This window comes from Geomonas sp. (genome assembly GCF_056994735.1).
Genome location: NZ_JBXKJL010000242.1, coordinates 1 through 2,048, shown reverse-complemented (window position 1 = coordinate 2,048; position 2,048 = coordinate 1). Strand labels below are relative to the sequence as shown.

At 64.5% G+C, this 2,048-nt stretch carries 1 protein-coding gene; it reads right to left on the bottom strand.

The genetic code is table 11. The features are described 5' to 3' along the window. Window positions 1-2,048 (bottom strand): PKD domain-containing protein (locus tag AC11W3_RS10745; RefSeq protein ID WP_484092987.1); only part of this gene is annotated, 2,048 nt, incomplete at both ends.

Below are 2,048 nucleotides of genomic sequence, written 5' to 3'. Positions count from 1 at the left end.
GTGTTCTTGGTGTCCAGCGTCGGCCCGGCAACCTCGTGGATCGAGAGGGCCGTCGAGTCGTCGAAGATGCCGTTATCCAACCAGTCGATCGAGTACTGGATCAGGCGCTTGGCGTAGGTCGGGTTGTGCACGTAGGCCCCGCGGTCGCCCTGCTTCAGCAGGAAGTAGTTGTAGTAGGCCCCCATGTTGTTGGAGCGCTCGATGGCGGTGGCTCCCCAGCTGGCTACCGCGCCGCCGTCGGGGTTGAAGCCTTTGGCCTGGAGCTCGGCCTTGAGTACCGCCAGCGCCGCGGCGAAGCCGTTACGGTAGATGTTCAGCTGGTCGACGGTCATGTTGGGGCCGCCTCCCAGGCTGGAGGGGTGGCACTTGTCGCAGACCGGGATCTGCGCCGGGATGGCGGTCACCGCCCCGCTGTTGTTCTTGAAGACCGCGGCGAAGCTGTGCTTTTGTCCCGGAGATCTCATGTGGCAGACCACGCAGGCGCCGCTGGTGCCGGTGTCGACCGCCGAGGCGGCGCTTCCGATGCCGGAGTGCCAGGTGTTCTGCTTGTTGAAGTCGACAGTCCTGCCGCGCGGCGTCCCGTCGAACTCGTAGCCGATGTTGTTGTCCATCACCCCGCCGCCGGCCATGTAGTGGTTGAGGAGGCGATTGGCCGCGGTGAAGTTGGTGAAGGCGGAGACCCGTTTCACCATCTCGCCGTTGGTGGTCCCGGCGTGGCAGCGCAGGCAGACGTTGGAGACGCCGTAGTCGTAGTTCTTGTACGAGAGGGTCACCTGGTTCACGGCGTCCACCCGGAAGGTGAAGGCGGCAGCAGAGCTGTAGGGCTTGAAGGGACGGACGGCGAATTCGGGGGTGTGGCAGGCGTTGCAGGCCAGCACTTCCTTGGTCTTGTCGCCGGCGTTCCCCCAGGCCTTGGTCACCTTCGAGCTCGAGTAGGCGATGAAGCCGGTGGCGGTATGGCAGCGCACGCAGCCGTCCATGGTCTTGAAGTCCTTGCTCATCCAGGCAGCTTCCAGGCTCGCGGCATGCTTGGAGCCGGCCCAGGCGTGGCGGTTGTCGTCGGCGGCCTGGGTGTCCTGGGTGGCGCTGTGGCAGTTCGCGCAGCTGACACGGGAGGTCACGTAGGAGGCGGGATAGGTCCCGGTGGTCAGGTTGTTGAAGTGCGGCGTCTGCTTGCCCAGGAAGAGGATCGGCTGGGTGCTGTGGGCATCGTGGCAGTTGACGCAGCCGTTGGTGCCGGGCTTGTTCAGGTGACCAGGGGTGCTCGGCTTGAACGAGGTGTGGCAGCCCTTGCAGACGTCGATCGGGTGCTGGATGGTGTAGTGGTTGGTGTCCGGCTGGCCCGGGAGGTGGCAGAACTGGCAGCTCACCACGGTGACGGTGGTGAGGTAGTGCTTGGAGGAGTCGTATTTGGGAACCAGGTCACCGCTCCTGCCGGAGTGGCAGGAAGCGCAGTATAGAGACTCGTAAGCCTGGCGGGTGACCACGTTGACATTGATGCTGTTTGTGTCGCTGTGGCCCAGCCCGTCGCTGGCCGTCAGCATGACGGTGTACGTTCCCGGCTTGTCCGCATAGAAGAGGGGCTTGCCGCTGGCGTTGTTGTCGAAGGCGCCGCCGGTCAAACCGGTCGGGGAACTGTCGATGACAGACCAGAGGTAGGTGAGGCTGCCGATATTGGTGGTACTGAGAGTGCCGTTCAGCATCACGGCGTAGGCCGGTCCCAGGCCGGTGGTCTGACCGTCCTTCGGGTTCGCCACCGCCGTCACTTTGGGTATGACGCTGAAAACCGCCGTAAGCGTGTGGCTGGCCTGGATGTTGACGAAGGTGTAGGTCCTCACCGCCCCTATCGAGACGCCATCGACCGAGACGTCGGTGACCTGGTAGCCGGTGTCGGGATTGATATTGAAGGTGTAGGAGCCGCCGGCCGGGAGGGAGTTGACCGGAGGCGAGCTGAAGGCCGGGACGATGGCGCCTCCGGGGGTGACCGCGGGGGTCACGCTGAAGGTCTTGGTGGCGAAGTAGGCGACCAGGTACTGGGTGCCTGCCAC